Genomic DNA, 19,367 nt, shown 5'->3' with positions numbered 1-19,367 from the left:
GTTCGATATGCGGCGATCAACGATCCCCCTTGCGACGTTGGGCGCGGAATTCGGACGGCAGAAGCCGGGTCTGTTCATAGAAAAGCTGCGCGAAATACTTCGGATCGCCATACCCTACCGCGTTGGCGATCCAGGCGACCGGCTTCTCGGTCTCGCTCAAGAGCCTCTCCGCCGCCCGGATTCGCTCTTGCTTGAGATAATCGTTAAACGTCGTGCCAGTCAGCTTCTTGAAGATTTGGCTGAAATAGCTTCGGCTCATGCTCACATGCTCGGCCACGTCCTCGGCATGCAGAGGCTTGGCCGCTTCCTCGCGGATGAACGTCACGGCCTTGAGGATGCAGACGGCGTTCTTGGTCAAATCCGCCGAGCGTTCGATCTGAGCATAAATCTGCTCCCGATAACGGCGAATCCAGTCCAGCGCCGACCGGACGTCCTCCGCTTCCGACCAGAACTCCGTCCCCAGCCGGGCGGCGGCTTCGATCTGCGCGATCACGCGCATGAACAGCCCCTCCAGACGGCGAACGGGCGGATTCGATTCGATCGTCCGCTCGCACAAGCGCTGGAATATCGCTTCGTTATAAAGCCAGTATTGCGAGCGCCAGTCCTGCTCCAGCCTGCGCCATTGCTCTTCCTCCCGGGCATGGGCGTTCTTGTCTGCGGCCGCACGGGTCGGAGCACGCTGAACGAGCCGAGCAGGCTGATCTTGCCGATGGGGCTGCAGTTCTTCGTCCTTCAGCTGCCGCCGGATTCGCCCCAGAATCTGCTCGTTATCTTCCACATCCATCCGCGCTTTGGAGATATAATCGAGAACGCCCATCCGGTAAGCCGTCTGCACATGCTCGAATTCTTCATGAAAGGTAAGGACGACGGATCGCAGGTTCGGGTACCGCCGGCGCGCGGCCTGAATCAGTTCCAGTCCCGACATCACGGGCATGGAGAGATCGACGAACAAGAGATCCACCTCGTGCTCCTCCAGGAATTCCAGCGCCTTGGCGCCGTTGGCCGCTTCTCCGGCCACGACCATGCCATGGGCCGACCAAGGCATTATCGAGATCAGGCCTTTGCGCGCAAGCTTATCGTCATCGACGATCAAAACTCGGATCACGCGGCTCCTCCTTTCCAAAGGGAAGTTGCATCGTCACGGTCGTGCCGTGGCGCGGCTTGCTGTCGATCTGCAGACGAGCCTTGTCTCCATAGAAGGATTCCAGCATGCTTCGGACATAGCGCAGCCCGATCCCCCGGCCCATCTGCCGCGAATCCGCCGCTTCCGGCTGCAGCAGCGCCAGTGTCGCCGGGCTCAATCCCTTGCCGTCATCGCTGATCACGATGGTGACGGTCCGGGACGTCTCGTCGGGCGAGATGCCGATCTTCAGCTTTCCGTTCTCGTTCAGGCCGTGACAGACCGCATTCTCGACAATGGGCTGGAGAATGAACCGGGCGACGGGGCGATCCAGATAGCCGCCCTCCTCCACGTCCAGTTGGACCTCGAAGTCGTACCGCATCTGCTGAACATCCAGATAGGCGCGCATGACCTTCAGTTCCGTTCGTAGCGTAGCCGGCTCCTGCGATTTGCCTAAATTGTAGCTAAGCAAAAAGATAAAGGACGTGACGAGCTTGTCGATCTCCGTCTGCCGATTCAGGATCGCGAGCCAGCGCACCGAATTGAGCGCATTCATTAAGAAATGGGGGTTGATCTGATAAGCCAGCTTCTCGATCTCGAGCTGATGGCGCCGCTTTTCCTTGTCTTCCACATCGATCAGCAGCTGCTGAATCTGCTGCTTCATCTTATTAAATTGATCGAACAGCTTATCGAATTCCGATATGCCGGTCCGGTAGTGCATGGCGCCCAGGTGCCCTTTTCCGAGAGCCTCCATCTCCGCCTCGAAGACGTGAAGCGGCCGGTTGATCAGCCTCAGCAGCAGCAGAGCAATGGACAGCATCACGAGAAGAGCGATGCCCAGTATTAAAAACATATGATTTTTCCATGCGTAAAGTTCGTGATTGTAGCTGGAGACGGGAAGCAGGAGGATGGCGTCGTAATCGTAATCGCTCTTCATCCGGTTCCAGACGTATCCGCCGGTCGTACCCGAATTCCCGGTCAAGCTCAAATGCCGGCCGGCGGGATAAACGTTTGAATCGCTGCTGTAGGCAACCTTCCCCTCCGGATCGGCGAGAACCAGCACATACGGCATTCTCATGCTGGAGGACAAGGTATCCATGTCCGCCGCGATATCCGTCTTCGCCTCGACATAGATCACCTGCTCGGTTCCGTCCGAGAAAGCGATCGTGCGCGTCACCGAGACGACCTGGTCATCGCTGAACCTGCACATCGACAGGTGGGGCGCCTGATACTGGATGTCTCCGTTGCCGGCCAGATTGGGCAACGACGGCAAGGTGAAATTTTCACGCAGCGGCAGATTCGAGAAAGTAGGCCGTCCGTTCTGAGAGCTATAATACATCACAAGCTCGATGGCCGGGTTGGAGAACGTGATCATGCCGATCGTGGAGGAAATCTCGAGCGATAGGACATGCCGATCATAGACATCGCCGGCCGAGAAGTAGGCTTCCATCATGTTGCCGACGTTGCCTTGCGGCGCCAGCTGCTGCGTAACCTGAAGCAGATTGCCGTAGATTTGCGTAAGCGTCGTCGACTGCTGATAGAGATCGAAGGACATGGAGGATTTGATTTTGTTCTGCTGCATCGTATAAATGGCGTTATATGAGACCGTCGCCATGAGGATGGAGCACACCAGGAAACCGGCCGCCAGGAAAACCACGATTCTTTTCCGGAGAGAGGAAATACCGAACATGCGGAGCAGCATTCCCAAGAGACCCACGCTCGCCACCTCGCGGTTGGATAAGCTTATCGCAGTATCATCTTATGTTGCGCGGCCGAGAGTATTCGGTATGAGGGGGATCTTAAACGGTATGAATAAATCCGTAGCCGGTACGCACATTAATAACGCTACCTGAGGCAAGCGGAGGTGAGAAGATTTTGAGTTCAAGCCGGAATCATCAAGAGGCGCACGGCATCGGACAAATTGAAGAACAATTGAACCGACAGGCCGATGCGGCCGGGAACATTCAAGGCAAAAGCAAAATCGACCGGGATATCGCCGATGCGGCGAACCGCGAGGCTCATACCTCGCTGGACGAAGTAATCGTGAGGAACGAAGAATAACCCGCCTGATGAACAGAAAGCCGGCCGCGAACGGTCGGCTTTGCTATATCGGTTTTCGGGAAAAGTCGCCAATCCGGACCGGGCTTGCGAAACGTGCCGATTCGACAAAAAAAACACCGCTCGGAAAGGATCCGGCGGTGTTTTACTTTACTGCCCAAACGACTACGGCTACAATGCCTGCCCACATGACCAAACTCATCGGGAGGGCATAAAGGATGCCTTTATGCAATGGGTTATACAACTTCGGTTCGCCTACTTCCTTACCAATTTAATATAAATATATGTGTCCATCGTCATGATGTAAATAGGTAGAAAGACTCGTGTTTGAAAATAAGAAATCCGCGACCGAAGTTGCGGCATAAAAAAAACTCCGACCTCTCGCGGTCAGAGTTTTATGAAGGCGGGGAACCTGGCTCGCGCCCGCGCCGGTTTGCCGGTCAGCCTGCCTCGAATGGCTTATCGATAGACGATGAACCGGCTTCTAAACCGGAGTTTCGGCGTCCGGGCCAGAAACTCCACTTGCCCGCGATCAGCGTAATGGCCGGCACAAGGAGAGGACGCACAACAAAAGTATCGAGCAGAATCCCGAGCGCGGTAATGACTCCCATCTGCAGCATCAACTGAACCGGCATCGTGGTCAGTACGGCGAACGTCCCCGCAAGAATGAGGCCTGCCGACGTAATCACCGATCCCGTCTCCCCCACACCTTCCAAAACCGCTTGTTTCAACGGCATGCGCTTGCTCTTTTGCCATATGGAAGAGATAACGAAAATGTTGTAATCCTCGCCCAGCGCGATCAAAAATACAAACGAATATAGCGGTACCGTACCTTGAATCACGTCCTTGCCCAGGAAGTCGTGCAGGACGATCCACCCCAATCCCAAAGCCGACAAATACGAGAGCAGCACGGTTGCGATCAGGTAGGCCGCGGCGATCAAGGAGCGCAGATATACGACGAGGAGAAAGGCGATCACGAGAATGATCAGCGGCAGAATGATGCTCATATCCCGTATGTTGGTTTCTTTCGTGTCATATTGCTCCGCCGTCTCTCCGGAAATCCATACATGCTGGGCAGCGCTCGTGTCGCCGAATTGCTTCAGCTCATCCTCAACCGTCTGACGAAGCTTCGGAATGAGATTCATCGCTTCCATCGAATAAGGGTTTAGGTTAAGGGAGACGTCATACGCCAGCAGTCCCGGATTCGTTCGCCCGGCCGCCGGCTCGGATACTTCCGCCACGTAAGGAAGCGAGGCCAAAGCCTGTGCGACGTCCCGATCCTTGCCTCCGGTATCCACGAGCACTTTGACGGGAGCGAGTTCGCCCGGCGAGAACTGCTCGCCGATGATGTCGAATCCTTCCATGGATGCCATCGATTTGGGGAACATGGCCAGCTTATCGAACGTGAACTTGATCTGAGTCGCGAATGCGGCAAATAGGCCTAGCACCAGGCAGGTCAGGATCAAAATGGTCCAAGGCCGACGAACGACAAGAGAGCCGATAAATGGACGCGAAGGCTTGTTCGAAGTTTCGGCAAGATGTCCGTTCAGCTTGGTTCGTTCGGCCGGCATGCCCGGCGTCCTCGGAATGAACGGCCAGAAGGAAGCGCGCCCCATTATGGCGAGCAAAGCAGGTACGAGCGTCAAGCTGGCCAGTCCCATCATGAAGATGGAAATCCCAAACGGTGCGGCGAGCAGGCGGAACGAACCGTACTCCGCTACGATCATCGTAAAGAGCGAGAGAATGACGGTCAAACCGCTCATCGCGATCGCGCCCGACGATCCGGCAATGGCGCCGCGGAGCGCCTTGCCCTTGTCCGGTTCGGTCTTGAGCAGTTGACGGAACCGGTAAATGAGGAACAAGCAATAATCCGTACCGGCGCCGAACAACAATACCGTCATGATATTGGTTCCTTGCTTTTCCACCGTTATCATGCCGCTGTGCACCATCCAGCCCAAAATCGGACTGATGACGAAGTAGGCGGTGCCTACGGCAACCAGCGGGATCATCGCCAGAATCGGCGAGCGGTAAATGAGCAGCAGCAGCACGAGCACAAGAAGTACGGTACCGATGAGCAACGTTTTGTCGGCCTGCCCGAATACTCCGGCTGCATCGATCTGGATGCCGACCGGACCGGTAACTCTTGCGTTCAAGTCGGCCGGAGAATCGACGGCGACGGCGAACGGATCCGAACCGAACAAGCCGGCCGCCTCTTCTTTCGCTTGATCCACGCCTTGCTTCCACTCGTTCGATTGCGCGCTTTTACTGAAGAAAACCGGCGAGACGATGGCGCTGCCGTCCTCCGAAAGCTTCGCTTTCAAAGCCTGAAGCGGCATTTGATACAATGGCGTTACGGATGTCTGATACGGTACGGGATGCGTCGATAATCTTTCGGTAAATTGTTGGATGCGCTGCAGATCGGTATCGGTCAGTCCTCCTTGGCGGTGCCACACGAACAAGGCGGAAGCCTCTTCCGCGTTCGGATACTCTCTCGCAACCAATTCGCGCGCTTGCACGGATGGCCTGTCGTCGGCCAATGGGGGAGCATTATTCACGACTTCTTTGCCGATGGGAGGCGCCAGCGTGTTTAACAGCCATGCTGCGGCTATCCAGATAAGCAAAGTAACCCACCGGGTCGTTGGGCCTGCCACCCATTTCCCGATTCCAAATCGCTCTTTCATGCCGACTCTCCTTTTTTCCGTCATCTGCTTGAAGCCTCGAAGAGCTCGATAGGATTGCCTGCCGGGTCGTCCAGCAAGATCTGCTTCCCGCCGAATCCCGTGACGATCTCATTGCGGAAGCGCAGGCCAGCACTACGCAGGGTCTCGACAAAGCCGTCCAGGTCGTCGACCTCGATCTGAATCCGGTTCCAGCCGCCGGGCTCCGGCTTTTGCCCGTCGGGCATCGCCTGAGCGGCTCCGCCCGGACCGTTCTTGGCATTCACAAGAAGGTTCAAGCCTCCTCGCTGCAAAATAGCAAAACCGGGCGCCGGATGTGCTTTGACAATGAAATCAAGATGCTGCGTGTAAAATGCGATCGTCGCCTCTACATCGTCGACAATGTAACGTACTCGGATTGGGGCCATTCTTTCTCCTCCTTCTATTTTCTTGGAAAGATAATAACGAGAACCAGGATTCCGGACATTCCGTACAAAGCCACCACAACGAATCGAACCCAATGCGTTCTGTTCTCATAATCGCGCGCAACCAGATACAGCGAAACTCCGGAGGCGATAAGGAGCAGAAAGACCAGCAGAATGCGGTCAAAACTCAATTCGGCCCGCGCTGCGAATTCGAAGAGAAGGCGGCAATCGAGCGATGCCCCCTTCTTCGGGATCGCTGCGGTTTAAAGATAGGTTGCTCATCCTGGAATCCTCGCTTTCGTTAAAATAAGATTGATGCTTCTCGCGGCTGGCTCCCTCATTTCACAGTCAGTTTAAACAATAAATGTCGAGAACTTATGCAGGTCTTCCTCTTTTTGCGTGGACTTCTTCAAGAGTATATGAAGTCACGCTATAATTTGGGGAAGCGATGCCGGATTCTTGCACCGGAAGCAAACTAAACGGGAAAGATGTGAGGAGTTTGGAACCGAAATTGCTGCTTGTAGAGGACGAACCGGGCATGCTTGAGGAGATGCACGCTTTTCTGCAACGTGAAGGGTTTCGGGTGTTGACGGCCGTTACCGGCAAGGAGGCGCTCGCGATTGCCCGGTCCGAACGGCCCGATCTCGTCGTGCTTGATTGGATGCTCCCCGAGAAAAGCGGCATCGACGTTTGCCGCGAATTAAGGCAAACCTCGAATTGCGGCATTATTATGGTCACGGCCCGGTCGGATGAATCGGATAAAATCGTCGGTCTGGAGATCGGTGCGGACGATTATTTGACGAAGCCGTTCAGCTTGCGCGAGCTCGCTTCGCGCCTCCGGGCTTTGCTTCGCCGCCTGCGCGGGCCTGAAGACAGGCCGACGTTCCTGGAGAGAGACAACCTGATCATCTCCGAGGCCAAATGTCAGGTATGCAAGGACGGCCGGGAGATCCAACTGACGCCGACGGAATTCAAAATCTTGTACACGTTGGCTGCGCGTCCCGGTATGGTTTTTAGCCGCCTGCAATTATTAAAAGCCGCATTGGCGGACGAATACATGGGGTACGAAAGAACGATGGATTCCCACATCCGGAATCTTCGCCGCAAGCTGGGGGACGATCCGGCCAATCCCCGTTATATTCAGACGGTATACGGTTTCGGTTACCGGTTCGGTGAACAATCATGACGCTCACGGTAAGCCAAAAAGTATTTGTCTGGATGGGGCTGCTCGTCCTTCTGATCGGCGGCGCTCATGTCGTAACCAAACAGGTTTATATGGAATCTTTGTTCGATCAATTTCGTAAGGAAGAAGTCGGCGCATCTTATTTGAACGCATCGCCCGGGGAACAGATCGAGATCCTGAAATCTTACGTTTCGGTCAAAATGCAGAGATTTCTGCTGGGAAATTGGCTGTTTTTTATCGCAATCGGCCTGTTCTTCAGTTTATGGATTTCGGGGCTGCTCACGATCCCGCTTCGCAAGCTCGTTGCCGCTATCGAACGCGTCGCGCGGGGGGATCTGGACGTGAACGTCCCCGTACGGTCAAAAGACGAATACGGGATAGTCATCCGGACATTCAACGACATGACGCTTCGCCTCCGGGAAGCCGAGGACGCACGCAGGCGGTTGGTAGCCGATGTCGCTCACGAGCTTCGGACTCCGCTGTCCATCATGCAGCTGAGATTGGAAAATGCTCAACAGACCGGCCAGTACGTCCCTCCGGAAATGCTGCTTCGGCTCCATGACGAAGTGATCCGCTTAGGCCTGCTGGTGGAAGATCTTCATGTCTTATCTTTAGCCGAGGCAGGCCGGTTGGCCCTGGATTGCAAACCGCTCGATCTGTCGGCAAGGCTGGAACAAGTCGTCGAGGATGTGAGAATGGAGGCCGAGGAGAACGGACTGGAAATGAGCTTCCGGTCGAACGCGAGGCCGGTAACGGTGACGGCCGACGCAAGACGGATCACGCAGGTGTTCATCAATTTGCTGACGAATGCGATCCGCTACACGCCGAAGGGCGGAAAGATTTCGGTTGTCTTGGAAGAAAAGGTCCTGGAGCGGAACGCGCGCTATGCATGTTTCTCGGTGACGGACACCGGCATCGGTATTCCGGCTGAAGAGCTGACCCATCTTTTCGATCGTTTTTATCGCGTGGAGAAAGCTCGTTCGCGGCACTCAGGCGGAACCGGGCTCGGGTTATCGATCGCGCATCATTTTGTCAGAGCCCACGGCGGGTTCATTCGCGTCGCGAGCGAGCCTGACCGCGGTACGACGTTTACCGTTTATTTGCCGGTGCCTTCTTCCGATACTCTCGGTCCGAGTTGGAGCGGATGACAAAAACTCCGACCTGTGCACGGTCGGAGTTCAAGCTCGAATACGAGCGGGAAGAGGCGGCGTTTCCTCATTCCCCCAGCAGCTTGCGGCGAAGCGCATCTACGTGTTCCGGCGACAGGCCGATCGCGAGCAAATAACGCTCGGCGTCCCCGTGACGCTCCTGCAGGTGCATCAGCATCTGCTCCATATACCCGGGATCGCAGCCGAGGAATCGCTCGTACACGTCCGCCGGCACCTGCTCGGGACGGCCGGCCCGGAATTCATCCATAAGCGGCGCGATGCACTCGGCTGTCAGCACGTAGTCCTCGACGATCGTCTCGCGAGACACGCCGGCCAGCGACAACAGCAGGGCCGAGACGACACCGGTACGGTCTTTGCCTGCCGCGCAGTGGAACAATACCGGTTCCTCCGCATCCTCGGACAGCAGCTCGAACACGCGCAGGAGCGGCGCTTGCACGTTTTCCAGCATATCGACGTACATATCGCCCAGCGTGCGAATGTCGGATCGCGCCGTTGTCGCCGGGTTGACCAAGCTCACGTTGAGGTACGAGAGCCGGTCGGAATCCGCGAACACGTTCGGGCTATGCGACAGCTCATAGCCGTGGCGCAGATCGACGACCTTCCGCACGCCGCGAGCCAGAATCGCCTCCTGGTCGCGCTCGCTCAGCCGATGCAGGCCGTCGGCCCGATAGAAGCGCCCCCACTTGGTCGTGCGGCCGCCGGCGGCGGAATAGCCTCCGAGATCGCGGACATTGCGGGCGCCTTCCATGGGAACGATGCGTTCATACGAGAGAGAAGAAGAATTCATTAGCGCAGTCCGCCTTTCACGAAGGAATCGATGATTTGTCTTTGCAGAATCAAATAAATGACAAGCACGGGCAGGCTCGCGATCGTCGTCGCGGCCATCAGCGGTCCCCACAGATTCATCTCCGAGGACATGAACATCTGCAGCCCCTTCTGAATCGTCGAGTGCTCCATCTTCGTCGTCACGAGCAGCGGCCAGAAGTAATCGTTCCACGCCGTGATGAACAGCAGAATGCCGATCGAAGCGATCGCCGACCGCAAATTCGGGAAGATCGTGCGCCACAGCACCTTCCAGTCAGACGCTCCGTCCAGCCGGGCCGCTTCGATCAATGCCCTCGGGAAGGATTTAAACGTGTTAAACAATTGCAGGACGGCGAAGGCCGAGGCGATATTCGGCACGACGAGCCCCATCAGCGAATCGCGCCAGCCGAAGCTGCTGATCATGACATAGTTTGGGATCATGATAACCTGGAACGGCACCAGCCAGGTGAGGCCGATCAAGCCGTAGATCAAGCTGCTGCCCTTGAACGTCCAGCGGGTGAACGCGAAGGCGGCGAGAATGCTGGTAAAAAGCTGCGTCCCGGTCTGCAGCAAAGCCACGGCGAGCGAATTCGTCAGCATGCGCGCCATCGGCACGGAGTTCCATGCCGTCCTGTAATTGTCGAACGTCCAATGCCGCGGCAGCAGGCTCGAACTGAAGACCTCCGTATCGGGCTTGAAGGAGGTGTTGATCATCCAATAAAGCGGGAACACGGCCAGAAAGCCGAGCGCGATCAGCACGGCGTGCTTGCCGGCCGGCGCCGCGCGGAAGCCCCTCGTTCCATTGCCCACCTTAGATTCCTCCTCTCTAATCGTCGAAGAACGACAGCTTCCTCGTCAGCGCCATAAAGCCGACCGCGATCAGGCCGAAGCCCAGGAACAGCACGACCGCCGCGGCGGAGCTCCATCCGACCGAAAACGTCTGAAAGCCGTAAGTCCATAACAGGTAATAGATATTGGTCGTCGCGTTGACCGGCCCGCCCTGCGTCAGCACGTTAATATAGGTAAAGCTCCATTCGCTCGCGAACAGCGTGCTGAGCATCGCCATGAACAGAATCGTCGGCGACAGCAGCGGCAGGATCACGTAACGGATGATCTGCCAACGGTTCGCCCGGTCCATCCGCGCGGCTTCAAAGTATTCCTTGTTGATATTCGTCATGGCCGCCGAGAAGATCAGCGTGCTGAAGCCGATCAGCTTCCAGCCGGTGATGAACGTGATCGACCAGATCGCCCATTTGCCGTCGGTGAAAAATGGGATCGGCTCCTTCAAGCCAAATACCGACTGCAGCGTTTGGTTCAAAATCCCGTTGGTCGGATGCATGATCCAGCGCCAGACCGAAGAGACCGCGACGGGAGCCATGATCATCGGCAGGAAGATCAAGGCCCGGTAGACGTTCCGCGACCGCTTGCCGATGTTGTCCGTCGCGATCGCGATGGCGATCGGGACGATCAACGAGAACGGAATGACGCCGATCGTGTAGAACAGCGTGTTCCACAGCGCCTTGCTCATGGCGGGCAAGGTGAGCAGCTTCTCGAAATTACCCCAACCCACGAACGTCTTGGGCGACGTCGGCAGCAGATTCCATTGATAGAAGCTCAGCTGGAACGTCTGCGCGAGCGGCCGGTACACCCAGAAGGCGATCGACAGCACCGCCGGCAGCAGATAAATATACGGCCAGACGCCGCGAAGACGAACGGACAGCGCCTTCCGCTCTTTGGTCCGCGGCTCCGCTTGCGCATGGGAGAGCGATGCCGAGGCCGTGTCATAGCTCATGGTGTTTCCTGCCTCCTCCTGAACGATTATTGGACCAGGCTTTGAGCTTGCTTCTGGGCGTCCTGCATGATCGGCGTGATGTCGCCCGTCGACAGGATCGACTTCTGTACCGCGTCCAGCAGCGTCGTCTCGATCTGGTGCCAGTTCGGGCCCGGATAGGACACCCAGGGCTGAAGGCGATCCAATTGCTCCAGGTTCGGCTTGATCAGCGGGTTTTGCTCGACATAGTCCTTCAGGTATTGAGGGTCGTCGACGATCGCCGGACGCAGCGGCAAATAACCGATCTTCGAGGTGATGATCGTATAGCCGCGTTCGCTCGTAACGAAGTTCAGGAACTTCCACGCCGCTTCCTGCTTCGCTTTATCGTTCGACAGGATGAACAGCGCGCTGCCCGAATTGACCGGCGTCGTAGGTTTGCCGTCGAAGGAAGGCATCGCTGCCGCCTTCAGCTCCCAACCTCCCGCCTGGGCGGAGCTCACGAACATGCTCTGCAAGGCGCTCGTGAAGAGCAGCATGCCGACTTTGCCCTGGGCGAACGCTTCGATGACGTCGCCGTCGTTCAGCTTGTCATTGGCGCCGCTGGCGATCATGTCCTGCCACATCTGAATCGCGCCGATCGCTTCCGGGGAACCGAATTGGATTGTCTTGCGGTCGTCGGACAGCACCTTGCCGCCATTGCTTCCGATCAGCGCCTGAATAATCCAGTCGTTCCCCTGCGCGCCGCCGATGTGGACGCCGGAAACGCCCGTCTTCTGCGCGATCCGGAGCGCGTCCTGCTTGACTTCCGCCCATGTGGCCGGCGGAGTCTCCGGGTCGAGTCCCGCGTCCTTGAACAGCTTCGCGTTGTAGAACAGCACCGGGGTGCTGAACGTAAACGGCAGGCCGTAAGTTTTGCCGTTCAGTTGGCCCAGCTTCAATCCGTTCGGGGAGAAGCCTTCGAATGCCTTCGACAGCTCGTCCGCCGGCACGATGTCTTCCAGCGGCTTGGCGCCGAAATTATTGACGGCATAATCCAAGCCGTCGAAGACGAGCTGCGCGACGTCCGGAGGGGAGCCGGCGGCGATATCCGCCTGCACCTTCGCGTTGATGTCGGTCGAAGCGACCGGAATGCCGTCGATCTCAATGTCCGGATTCGCCTTTTCGAACTCGTCGATCAGCTGCTGCGTGCCTTCCTTCTGCCCGGCTGTGGCCAGATTGTAGCTGTAGAACGTCAGTTTGATCTTCTCGCCGGATGCGCCGGAGTCTGCCGTCTGCGATGCGCCGGCCGAAGCCGACGGGCTTCCTTCCGCCGCGGACGAACCGCCAGCCGCGTTCGAGGCCGAATTGTTCTCCGTCTTGCCGCACGCAACCGTCGTCAGCATCGCCAGCGTGAGCACCCCTGCCGCCAGTCCCCTCTTTGTCGCCAATGACATGTAGGATCCCTCTCCCTTTTCGCTCTAGGTTATTTAAGCATGGGCCGGCTGCTTGGCCGGATCCCATTCGTACAGCAAGCGCTGCTCGCCCGGCAGCATGCGGGGCTGAACCGCCATGTGCCCGCCGCTCACCGTCACGAGATTGTAGCCGCTATTGTCGAGGAAGCGCATCGTGTTCGGGGACGTCGAATCCAGGCCGAAAGCGACGCCCGTCGCCGCCGCGCAAGGAATTCCGACCAGGCTCCCGATGTTGTGGAAGTGAATATGGCCGGACAGCATGCCGATCACGCCTTGCCCGTGAACCGCATCCTTCAGATCGGCCGGATTCCGGAGCAGATGGCCGTCCATCATCGCATTCGGCGTCGCCGTCACCGGATGGTGCAGCACGACGATCGTTCCTTCCGGCGCCGGCTCGGAGAGCGTGTCCCGCAGCCAAGCCAGTTGCTTGGCGTCGATCTCACCGTCATGGCTTCCTTCGATTTGCGAATTGAGCATCACGACGCGCAGGCTCTTTTCCAAGAAGCTGTAGTAGTACGACTCTTCCGAAGGCTCTTCCCCGAGGTAGCCTTCGCGGAAAGCCGGGCGGGAATCGTGATTGCCCAGGCCGACATGCACGGGAACGCCGGTCCGTTCGGCTTCTTCGTCGATCAACCGGCGAAGATGGCGGTAATCGTCCGCGTCTCCGTCCTGCGTCAGGTCGCCGCTGATGAGAACGAACGCCGGTTTGGTGCGCATGCTGCGGATTTCGGCGAAGGCTGCGCGCAGTTTGGCCGACATGTCGACGCCGAACATCGGGTTGTTCTTTTCCGGGGCATTCACATGAATATCCGACAACTGTACGAAAAAGATCGGTTCCATCCGTTCGTCCTCCTCAATGATGAGCGTGTTCTTGCGGCGGATAAGCGCTGACGTCGGCCGTGCCGTCCAGGTGAATGACGCGGAAGTTCGGGACGCCGCCGCGGACCGTCACCCACAGAATCAAGTTCTCGTCGCCTTTGCCGTTACCGTGCGAGGCGGCTCCGGTTCGGCCCAATTGGATCAACCGGCGATCGTTCTCCTGCTTGTATTCCATGGAGTGGAAATGCCCGGCGAAGATCGTGTGCGGACGACCGTCGAGAAGCTGCAGCAGTCTCGCGAACTCGGGCGATTCCGCCTTCCAGCCCGGCTTGTGCATGCTGATGAACGTATGAGCCGCATCCGCGTTGTCCCGGATCACTTTCTCGAAGAAGGCCAGCTGGCGCTCCGAGATGCCGAGGTTCACTTTCCCCATTCCCTGCAGCTGCTCCGGCGGCAGTCCGGCGACGATCTTGTCGTAGAACGCTTTAAGGTGCTCGTTCGCGCGCTCGGGCTCCCGCTGCACGTTAGCCGTCGCTTCCTTGACGAGATCGATGAAGCCGTCCGACAGCGCCTCGTATGGATCCTCGGTGTTGAGCACCAGGAACAGCGCATCTCCGGTGCGGAAAGCGTAGTACTCCATCCCTTTGCGCTCCTGCCAGACGTCGACCATCGTCTGCGTGCCGTAATCGTGATTGCCGACCGTCTGGAAAAAAGGAAGGCCCGTCGCTTCGATCCGGGCGTCGATATATTCCCACTCTTCGCGAGCGTCCTTGGCATCCCTCCAGTATCCTTCGACCAGGTCTCCGACGAACAGGACGAATTCCGGCTTCAGATCCCGCACGAGCTCCAGCCCGCGCTCGAATACGCCTGCCGTCGCCATGCCGCAGCGGTCGCCCATCACGGCGAAGGAATAGTCTCCCGTCAGCTGCTCGGGCAAGCGTCCGAACCAAGGCCGACGGTCGGTGCGATAACGCTCCTCGTCGATAAACATTTCCGTTTTTACGCGATTGGTGATGATGGCCATCCAGGCTCTCTCCCTTCGAATCTATCTTCCACAAAAATCAGTATGCAAGTTGTATGTAAGTTGAATATTAAGACGGCTTGGTCGTTTTGTAAAAAATAAAAACGTTCACCGGAGGAGGTGAACGCTTCTTGAAAAGGGATCCTTCCACTGCTTGGGTTCGGTTAAATAAGTCCGCCCGTAATCAAAGACTCGTAGGTGTCGGTAAAGATCTTAAGCACCGCCGCCTTCGCGGCCTCCATGTCGCCGCGAACGAGCGCATCATAAGCCATGCGGTTCGCTTCCAGCGAATGATGGGGCGTGTGCTGCGGATACAATTTTCGAAAGGAAATCATTTTAAACAGGATCTTGCCGCGCAGCTGCTCCAGCACGTTCAACATGTGTTGATTGTGAAGCGTGCGAAGGATCGTCTCGATGAACAGCAGGAAGCTCTCGTAATAAACGGGAACGTTCCCTTCGTCGCGAGCTCGCGACTGCCGTTCCAACTGCTCGAGCAGCGCCGGCAGATTCGGCGCGATCCCTCTTCGTTCCGCCGTGTTGAGCACGTAGACCTGCATGGAGACAAGTACCTCGAGCATCTCCGCGTACTCGCGGAAGCTGATATCCTTCACCAGCACGCCTCGGCCCCGGAACGATTCGACATAGCCTTCGGTGACGAGCAGAGAGATCGCGGCGCGAATCGGAGTCCGGCTCATCTGCAATTGCTCGGCGAGATCGTTCTCCGACAGCAGCATCCCCGGCAAATATTCCGCAGAGATAATCCGGCGGCGAATCTCTTGGTAAGCCCTCGATTCCAATGATACAGCGGTCATGGGTCACTAGTTCCTTTGCTCGGTCGGTTTGTGTTTAATGTTAGCAAATCCGAATCGTTTTTGAAAATCCCCCTCCGCAAATAAAATGGCAAATCGCTCAAAACGTCATTAGGGATCTGATCGGATGTACAGTCGAGCGGAATCAAGAACAGTGCTCATGCGTTTAACCTCGTTTGCACGAAGCCTCCACCTTCTCCCGGTTACCGCCAACTTATGGGTCGTAGCATGTTGGCGGAAACTCTAGAACTTATTCGTTACCAGTGCGAGTTGCTCCGTTGTACCCCCCGACTTATTGTCTACCGTATCACGACCGACCGTATACGCGACTACATGAATGGTATCCCCTGCCTGAATGTCGCCGGTGCCGACCATTCCGAAGATATCGACGGTAGTTCCGTCATCGGTCTTTCCAACGATTTCTGAGAGAAGACCGGCCTTCCCCTTGTCGCTATCCGGCGGGTAATCCCGGACGATGCTGACAAAAACCGAATACGTGACGGGCTTGCCGTAATAATTCCGCGGAGCTTTGAAGACCGATCCCGCCCTTACTGCTTCTGGCGTAACAGGATCGTTTCCGATGGCTTTTATCATTTCCATCGCAAGCGGCAGATTCCCGTTCTTCTCAACATCCATTTCGGACATGTTCCAAACCGGATTCTTTGCGGCTTCTTTAGCTGCCTCCGCCGAAGTGACTCCGATTAGAATCAGGAAGACTACCATAGCTGCCGCAAGAATCCAACGTTTAAAATGGAATGCGATTTGGGCATGGCCCGCGTTTACGCTTGGTATGGTCACATACGCATAACGGATTCTGCTCGAATATTTCTCCCAAAAACTTATCAACATTATGGCTACTAACGCAATCTGCGGAGAGAAAGTTGGTTCATCCAAAATTCCTGTGAAAACGATTATTGGCAAACTAAACAAAAAGTAGTTTAACAGCCCTTTATTTCTCCGTTTGAGAAAAAACAAATTTGCACATTTATAAACGGTTATCGCAACCAGGAATAAAAAGGATACTCCGCCCAAAAGACCATATTCAGCGAAAAATCCGATAAAGATATCGTGAGCGTGCGGTACCTCTAGATGAAACAAACGATTATATTCTTGTGAGAATCCAAGTTGAGTGGTTCCGAACATTGGATGTCGGCTCCAAATTTGAATAGCGTTCCTCCAGATCTCTTCTCTTCCTAAATAGGAAGAATCAATCGACGTATTTCTTGGCATTAAATGATACAACGGTTTAATCAAACAAAGAAGAACAAGAGAACCTGTTACCAATAAAATTTTACTTAGCCGTATAAAGAACAGAGCATAAATGCATACCATCGTGATATAACCGGCTCGGGAGCCTGTCTCCAGCACGCCCAGGCTTAAAACAGGCGGCAAGAGAAGCAACAAACCAACGAATTGATATTGTCTCTTTTGGATGCGAATCAGCAGTTCGGCAAGAACAAATGCCAACGCCAATAAAATTAAAAACATCGTGAAATTAGGATTATAGTCGCTTCCGATTAAACGTTTGTAATTCGAGCCCGGCGAATCCCCGATCAATCCGGTTCCTGTCAAAAATCCAATGATGGGGTGGTGCATTGCCCATTTATTGACCGGATCCAGCAAGCAATTATAAAGACCCCCAAAAATGAGAATCCACCGGTAACGTTCAAACTTTACTGTCCCTCGGCTCGTAAAAATTTTTTGATAAATTCCCCAATAGACAAGAATCATCAAGCTCCCGACCGCGAGCATACCATTACGCATTTGAAATACGGAGCCAACGGTCGCTATAAAAAGACAAAGCAAGAAGATGGAGAACAAGGAGCGCTTAAACGGTTTCTTCGATTTTATCGTTTGATATATCGTAGAAAGGCTCAAGACGGTTAACACGAAAATCCCGATGGGAGGCAAAACAAGGCATAAGCCAACACTTATTTCAAATATATTTGTTGTCAAAGACTTTCGAATAGGTTTCATTTATATACCCCAGTTTCATCACAGATGACTAATTGAAAATTATACTATGGCCGCAATAAAATATCCAAAAAGCAAAACCCCGACCTCATGCGGTCGGGGTTTTACATGGTGGCGGCGAGGGGAGTATATGATTCCTTAGGCTTCTACGAGTGTAGTCGCGGATTTGATGTCACCTAGAGGCCTCCCGTGTAACCAACCTACACTAGTGGAGGCCGCCTCTTCCATGCCATTCACGGTTATTTTCATTCCAAGTCCAAGCGCGAGTCGGAACATTGTATCTAGCCGTGGAATAGAGCCCCCATTTTCAATACGTGCAATAGACTCTTGCCTTCATCGCCCAGCCAGGGAGCACCTCAAGATAATGTTCAATTCTTAGTCGTCGGCTTCGGCATTTTCGGTACCCATACTCGCTTATCACCGATAACAATAAATCGATATTTAGCTGTTCCTGATACCGCCACGTTAATTAGTCTGATACTGGAAGCTGCCTCATCAACTTCTTATCCAATGTTTGCAGCTCGTCCACCATCGCAACGCGGCGAGGATACTTCTCGATCAAGCGCTGAATCATTCCTCTTGCCTCTGCTTTGGCACCCGCTTGATCATAAGCTCTAATCAGCTTGCAAACTCCTTTATACTTTCTTCTATCGGTTGCTTCCGCCGCTTCGTTCAGGATATACGCTTCGAAAATTCGGTACGTCTCCGCAGGATACTCGCGCGCCAGCTGCATGCCGTAATGCTCAATGAGGATCGGACTTTTCTCAACGACATTAAGCAAACGCCCCGTCTCATTCTCCTCCGACAGAAGGGCAGCAAAGCTATGGGACATGTAGGCTTCGGACAGTTTTTGCAGAATGGGCTCTCTTTGCTGCTCCCACGTTCCCTCGGCTTGGAATAGAGCCTTTAACTTCGAATAGTAAGAACGATCGCCCTTCGTCAAAATAAGTTGAACGATCTCGATTTGCTTGTCCTTTTCACCTGTAAGGGCGTAGATCCGTTCAAGATCATAAGCCCACGCCGAAGGTTCCCAATGTCGAATAACCTGCGCTAATGCCTCGCGACTCAGCTTTTCGGCCAGCTCATACTGCCCGGCTTCTATCGCCTCTTCAACCACGAGTTTGCGAATCTCCGGAACATGAAGATGCTCCATCCGGTACTTTTCCGCCGCGGCCGCGCCCTCCAATCGCTCGATGATCCCTTGGGTAATGAGATAGCGGTCCGGATATTCCTTTCCCCCGTACATAGGCCCAAGAATCCGGAAAAGCTCGTAAACGGCTTCGGCCTGCTTCGAATCCTGAACGAGATGAACGGTGCTTCGCAGCAATCGATAGCCGTATTCCTCCCACTCTCCAAACGCTTTGTTCTTGGCCGCCTTGAGGATCGACTGGAGAGCCTTCTTGCTCTCTTCGGCCGAAACGGCTTTACAAAATTCGTCGATCCCGCCTAAGCAGTCGTCGATCACTTGACTGTGCAAGCCTGACGAGGCGTCTGCATGGGAGAAAAGCTTAACCATCTCGATCAGAAGGTAAAGACGAATGTTAAACGCCTCATTCCGGTCTTCCGATGCCTTGCTGTCGTCCAGCATCCGGAGCATGGCATGACAGACGTTGTTATACCCTCCATAAGGCAGAAATCCTCTGTCCGAGTTGGAGCGGATGATGCTTTTCAGTTCGTTCTTGATATCTGCAAGGGTTGCAGCTTTAGGCATTTCGCTCACTCCGTTTTGGGTTTGTGGAACTACATCACGCCTACGGCGACAAGCACCCAGCCGATTATGAAAGATAAACCGCCGAGCGGAGTAATCGGGCCAAGCAGCCGAATTCTCTTCATGCTCAACCCATAGAGGCTTCCCGAAAATAGAACAATCCCCGCCGCCATGAACCAGCCCGCGACCTTGATCATGCCGACTTCCGGATAATGGCTGACCAGCAACCCCACCGCAATCAAGCCAAGAGCGTGGATGATATGATACTGTACGCCTGTCTCGTATACTTTCAATTTGTCCGGTTCAAGCTTGCTCTTTAACGCATGCGCTCCGAATGCGCCCATCGCAACCGCGACAGCCATCAGAATGCTTCCAAGTACGATAAACGTTTGCACTCG

Annotated in this window: 17 protein-coding genes; 3 read left to right on the top strand and 14 right to left on the bottom strand. The window is 55.3% G+C overall.

What is annotated here, in order from left to right:
- Nucleotides 1-16: 16 nt before the first annotated feature.
- A complete protein-coding gene (locus H7C18_RS06865) occupies nt 17-1,105 on the bottom strand; it encodes a response regulator (protein ID WP_185128289.1) in 1,089 nt (362 codons plus the stop codon).
- Nucleotides 1,080-2,837: a histidine kinase gene (locus tag H7C18_RS06860; RefSeq protein ID WP_185128288.1), complete on the bottom strand. Its 1,758-nt coding sequence runs from the start codon at nt 2,835-2,837 to the stop codon at nt 1,080-1,082. The genes H7C18_RS06865 and H7C18_RS06860 overlap by 26 nt, the downstream gene beginning before the upstream one ends.
- A 158-nt stretch (nt 2,838-2,995) precedes the next feature.
- Between H7C18_RS06860 and H7C18_RS06855 the strand changes: the two genes are divergently transcribed.
- Nucleotides 2,996-3,181: a hypothetical protein gene (locus H7C18_RS06855; protein ID WP_185128287.1), complete on the top strand. Its 186-nt coding sequence runs from the start codon at nt 2,996-2,998 to the stop codon at nt 3,179-3,181.
- A gap of 437 nt (nt 3,182-3,618) precedes the next feature.
- On the opposite strand, the gene H7C18_RS06850 is transcribed toward H7C18_RS06855, so the two are convergent.
- Together H7C18_RS06850 and H7C18_RS06845 are read right to left on the bottom strand one after the other, a co-directional pair.
- On the bottom strand, nt 3,619-5,859 hold the full coding sequence (locus H7C18_RS06850; RefSeq protein ID WP_185128286.1) for an MMPL family transporter: 2,241 nt from the start codon (nt 5,857-5,859) through the stop codon (nt 3,619-3,621).
- 20 nt (nt 5,860-5,879) lie between these two features.
- Nucleotides 5,880-6,263 carry a VOC family protein gene (locus H7C18_RS06845; protein WP_185128285.1) on the bottom strand — a complete coding sequence of 128 codons (384 nt, stop codon included), beginning with the start codon at nt 6,261-6,263 and terminating at the stop codon, nt 5,880-5,882.
- Nucleotides 6,264-6,759: 496 nt separating this feature from the next.
- Between H7C18_RS06845 and H7C18_RS06840 the strand changes: the two genes are divergently transcribed.
- Both H7C18_RS06840 and H7C18_RS06835 read left to right on the top strand, forming a co-directional pair.
- Entirely contained in the window at nt 6,760-7,446 is a 687-nt protein-coding gene (locus tag H7C18_RS06840) for a response regulator transcription factor (protein WP_185128284.1), read from the top strand.
- Nucleotides 7,443-8,591 carry a sensor histidine kinase gene (locus H7C18_RS06835; protein ID WP_185128283.1) on the top strand — a complete coding sequence of 383 codons (1,149 nt, stop codon included), beginning with the start codon at nt 7,443-7,445 and terminating at the stop codon, nt 8,589-8,591. The genes H7C18_RS06840 and H7C18_RS06835 overlap by 4 nt, the downstream gene beginning before the upstream one ends.
- A gap of 67 nt (nt 8,592-8,658) precedes the next feature.
- On the opposite strand, the gene H7C18_RS06830 is transcribed toward H7C18_RS06835, so the two are convergent.
- From H7C18_RS06830 to H7C18_RS06785, 10 genes are all read right to left on the bottom strand, one after another.
- Nucleotides 8,659-9,399, bottom strand: coding sequence for a tyrosine-protein phosphatase (locus tag H7C18_RS06830; protein ID WP_185128282.1), 741 nt, complete (start codon nt 9,397-9,399; stop codon nt 8,659-8,661).
- Nucleotides 9,399-10,226, bottom strand: coding sequence for an ABC transporter permease subunit (locus H7C18_RS06825; protein WP_202886959.1), 828 nt, complete (start codon nt 10,224-10,226; stop codon nt 9,399-9,401). Before H7C18_RS06825 ends, H7C18_RS06830 begins: the two co-directional genes overlap by 1 nt.
- A gap of 16 nt (nt 10,227-10,242) precedes the next feature.
- Nucleotides 10,243-11,208 carry a carbohydrate ABC transporter permease gene (locus H7C18_RS06820; protein WP_185128281.1) on the bottom strand — a complete coding sequence of 322 codons (966 nt, stop codon included), beginning with the start codon at nt 11,206-11,208 and terminating at the stop codon, nt 10,243-10,245.
- Nucleotides 11,209-11,234: 26 nt separating this feature from the next.
- Nucleotides 11,235-12,620: an ABC transporter substrate-binding protein gene (locus H7C18_RS06815; protein WP_185128280.1), complete on the bottom strand. Its 1,386-nt coding sequence runs from the start codon at nt 12,618-12,620 to the stop codon at nt 11,235-11,237.
- Between the two features lie 33 nt (nt 12,621-12,653).
- Nucleotides 12,654-13,478 (bottom strand): metallophosphoesterase family protein, encoded by an 825-nt coding sequence (locus H7C18_RS06810; protein WP_185128279.1) that lies wholly within the window; start codon nt 13,476-13,478, stop codon nt 12,654-12,656.
- 13 nt (nt 13,479-13,491) lie between these two features.
- The gene (locus H7C18_RS06805; RefSeq protein WP_185128278.1) at nt 13,492-14,481 is read right to left on the bottom strand and encodes a metallophosphoesterase family protein; all 990 of its coding nucleotides are present in this window, start codon (nt 14,479-14,481) and stop codon (nt 13,492-13,494) included.
- 161 nt (nt 14,482-14,642) lie between these two features.
- Nucleotides 14,643-15,290, bottom strand: a complete 648-nt coding sequence (locus H7C18_RS06800; protein WP_185128277.1) for a GntR family transcriptional regulator — start codon at nt 15,288-15,290, stop codon at nt 14,643-14,645.
- 240 nt (nt 15,291-15,530) lie between these two features.
- Nucleotides 15,531-17,264, bottom strand: coding sequence for an O-antigen ligase family protein (locus tag H7C18_RS06795; protein ID WP_185128276.1), 1,734 nt, complete (start codon nt 17,262-17,264; stop codon nt 15,531-15,533).
- Nucleotides 17,265-17,730: 466 nt separating this feature from the next.
- Entirely contained in the window at nt 17,731-18,972 is a 1,242-nt protein-coding gene (locus tag H7C18_RS06790) for a hypothetical protein (protein WP_185128275.1), read from the bottom strand.
- 29 nt (nt 18,973-19,001) lie between these two features.
- Nucleotides 19,002-19,364: a DUF423 domain-containing protein gene (locus tag H7C18_RS06785; protein WP_185128274.1), complete on the bottom strand. Its 363-nt coding sequence runs from the start codon at nt 19,362-19,364 to the stop codon at nt 19,002-19,004.
- Nucleotides 19,365-19,367: the final 3 nt, after the last annotated feature.

Source organism: Cohnella zeiphila (genome assembly GCF_014212055.1).
Lineage (GTDB): Bacteria > Bacillota > Bacilli > Paenibacillales > Paenibacillaceae > Cohnella > Cohnella zeiphila.
This window is presented reverse-complemented; position numbering and strand designations above follow the sequence as displayed.